Genomic DNA, 3,129 nt, shown 5'->3' on the forward strand with positions numbered 1-3,129 from the left:
GTCAGCACCATCGGCCAGGCGAGCGCTAGCGTCGCCCTGATTTCCTGACGCCAAAGATTTTCCGGCGCGCGAGCGCCGGCTTCGATCGCAGACATTGTTCCGCTCTTTCCAGGTACGGCACGTCGGCAAGGAGCCGGAAGCCGCATATCAAACGGCAAAACCTTCGGTTTCGCGGCGTTTGCGTCAGCTTTTGTACGAAACGCGACATGAAGGCAAGAGACGACGAGCAGGAACGGATTGAGCCAGGGACCGGCCCAGGGTCTACTTTATCGCGTCCAGCATCTGCCGCTGGCGGTGCATCTCGAGGAAGACCTTGTAGTCGCGGTCGAAACGCCCTGATGACTTCGGGTTCGACGCGCGCGTCCTGCCGCCTTGCTGCATGGCAAGACAGGCCGCATTGAGGTTGGGAAACAGCCCGGCCGCGGTAGCGGCAATCATGCCGGTGCCGAGCAGCACCGCCTCGTCGGCCTGCGGCTCGATCACCGTGCAGCCGGTGGCGTCGGCATAGAGCTCCATCAGCAGCGGGTTCTTGGTGTGACCGCCTGTGACATGCAGCGTGTCGATCAAATAGCCATTCTCGTTCAGCGCCTCCAGCACATGGCGCACGCCGAGCGCGATGCCGACGGCGGTGCGCCAATAGAGTTTGCACAGGCTGTCGAAGGAGGAATCCAGCGTCAGCCCGCTGACGACGCCGACGGCATGCGGATCGGCGAGCGGCGAACGATTGCCGTGGAAATCCGGCAGCACATGCAGCCTTGCGGCCAGGTTCTCGCCTTCGGAGGCGCGCAGTTCGGCGACACGCCCGGCGATTTTGGCATGCATGGCGGCATCCGGTTCGCCGCCGGCGCCGTGCCAGCGGATGATGTGGTCGAGCAGGGCGCCGGTTGCCGACTGGCCGCCTTCCGACAGCCACAGCTTCGGCAGTGCCGCGCCATAGTACGGCCCCCAAACACCAGCGAAGGGCTGTGGATCGGGCGACATCGCCATCACGCAGCTCGACGTGCCGGCGATCAGCGCCAGGTGGCGGCCGATATCCTTCTCGTCGCCGGCAAAGCCGCCGAGCACGCCGAGCGCGCCGGCATAGGCATCGATAACGCCGGCGCCGACCCGGCAGTTTTCGCTCAGGCCAAGCTCTGCCGCCGCTTGCGCTGTCAGGCGGCCGATATCGGTGCCGACCGAGCTGGTCCTCTCGGGTAGATTGCCATGCGCGAAAAGATCGTCGAGGCCGACGAGCGCGAAGAAATCGCGCCGCCAACCTGTTTCTTCATGCGCCAGATAGGTCCATTTGGCGGTCAGCGTGCATTGCGAGCGGGCCAGCGAACCGGTCGCTTGCCATGTCAGGAAATCGGTGAGGTCAAATAAATAGCCGGCTTCATTCCAGGTCTTGGGCAGGTTGCGCTTCAACCACATCAGCTTCGGCGTCACCATTTCCGGCGACATGACACCGCCGACATAATTGAGCACGGCGTGGCCGCTTGCCGTGCATTCGTCGGCCTCGGCAATAGCGCGGTGGTCGAGCCAGACGATGGTGTCCCACCGCCTGTCGCCGGTGACCGAGACACTGAGCTGGCCGCCATCCACACCCCGCACCACCAGCGAACAGGTGGCGTCGAAGGAAATGCCGACAATCTCCTCAGGTGCGACGCCGGCCTTTTCGCGGGCAGTGCGCACGGCGGCGCAGACAGCCGACCAGATATCGCGCGAATCATGCTCGGCGTGGTCTGGCTTCGGCTGGTTCATGACGATCGGCCGCTCGGCGCGGCCGAGCAAGCTGCCACTGGTGTCGAGAATGCCCGCGCGAGCGCTCCCGGTGCCGACATCGACCGCGCAAACAAACTGTTTCGTCAAGATGCTCTAACTCTCGCTCCCAGGCCTGCAATCAGATCGGGCAATTGCAGCATGTCAGCGAATATAAAGTCCGGCTCACTCGACGCAAGCCGCGCTTTCAAGGCCGGGTTGCCGGCATGCGAGCCGCCGGTGAAGGCAAACACGCGCATACCCGCCGCCCGCGCAGCCGTGATGCCGGCCGGGCTGTCCTCGACGACGAGGCATTTGCGCGGATGGGCTCGCATGCTGGCGGCGGCATGCAAGAACAGGTCAGGCGCCGGCTTGCCGCGCGGCACCATGGCGGCGCTGAACAGATGCGGCTCCATCAGCCCAAGCAATCCGGTGACGTCGAGCGCGTAGCGGATGCGGTCGAGCGTGCCCGAGGACGCGACACAGAACGGCAGCCCAAGCCTTGGCAGCATCTCCTTGACGCCGGCGATTGGCTTCAGTTCCTCGCGGAATTTGCGCATCAATTCGACGCGCATCTCGGTTAGGTGGCTGTCGGTGATCTCAAGCCCGAAGTCGCGGCCGAGGATCTCGCGCACGCTTTTCATGCTCTTGCCGAGGAAGTGCTCGTAGGCGGCATTCTCGCCGACGTTGCCACCGGCGAGTTTGATCATGCCGAGCAGCGCCGAGACGGAGAGCGCCTCGCTGTCGACCAGCACGCCATCGCAGTCGAAGATGACCAGTTCAGGCGTCATGGCGGCGAATGGCTCTCAGAGCTTGCCGGCGAGGTAGCGCGTCAGCGTGGCGCGCGTGCCGTTTGCCCACAGCCCGTTGAGCGCATGGGCGAAGGCCTCGACAAACGCCGTCGCTCGGCCGACATCGCCGTAGATGTCCTCCATGGCAAGCCAGGCGGCGGGCGCGTCCTTTGCCGCCTTTGCCGTTGCTTGCAGCCGATCCCAGCTCGGGTCGTTGGGCTCGATGACGGCACCGCTGTCGGTCGTGCCGAAGCAGTAGCGGCACCAAAGCGCCGATTCCAGCGCCAGGCCGGCGACGCTTTTCCCGGCCTTCAGCCGGTCGGCGATGGTCGGGATGATGAATTTCGGCTGGCGGTTGGAGCCGTCGAGGCAGAGCCGGCGCACCGTGTCGCCGATCTTGGGATTGGAGAAGCGGCTCTCGATGAGTTGGTAATAGTCTTCCAGAACCGTGTCCGGCACCGGCGGCACGGTCGGGATGATTTCTTCCCGTTCGAGCTTGGCCAGAAACCCGCTCACCAGCGGCTCCTGCATCGCCTCATGCACGAAATGGATGTCCATCAGGCCGGCCGGATAGGCAATCGTCGCGTGGCCGCCATTGAGG

General features: G+C 64.6%; 2 protein-coding genes and 1 pseudogene. All 3 read right to left on the bottom strand.

Translation table 11 applies throughout. The features are described 5' to 3' along the window. Positions 1-261: 261 nt before the first annotated feature. A complete protein-coding gene (locus EN935_RS28650) occupies positions 262-1,848 on the bottom strand; it encodes an FGGY-family carbohydrate kinase (RefSeq protein WP_127373868.1) in 1,587 nt (528 codons plus the stop codon). Then, complete coding sequence (locus EN935_RS28655; RefSeq protein ID WP_127262604.1) at positions 1,845-2,528, bottom strand: HAD family hydrolase; 684 nt, start codon at positions 2,526-2,528, stop codon at positions 1,845-1,847. Before EN935_RS28655 ends, EN935_RS28650 begins: the two co-directional genes overlap by 4 nt. A 15-nt stretch (positions 2,529-2,543) precedes the next feature. Further along, positions 2,544-3,129 (bottom strand): annotated as a pseudogene (locus EN935_RS28660) (mannitol dehydrogenase family protein); the annotation flags it as partial.

The organism is Mesorhizobium sp. M7D.F.Ca.US.004.03.1.1, assembly GCF_003998635.1.
GTDB lineage: Bacteria > Pseudomonadota > Alphaproteobacteria > Rhizobiales > Rhizobiaceae > Mesorhizobium > Mesorhizobium loti.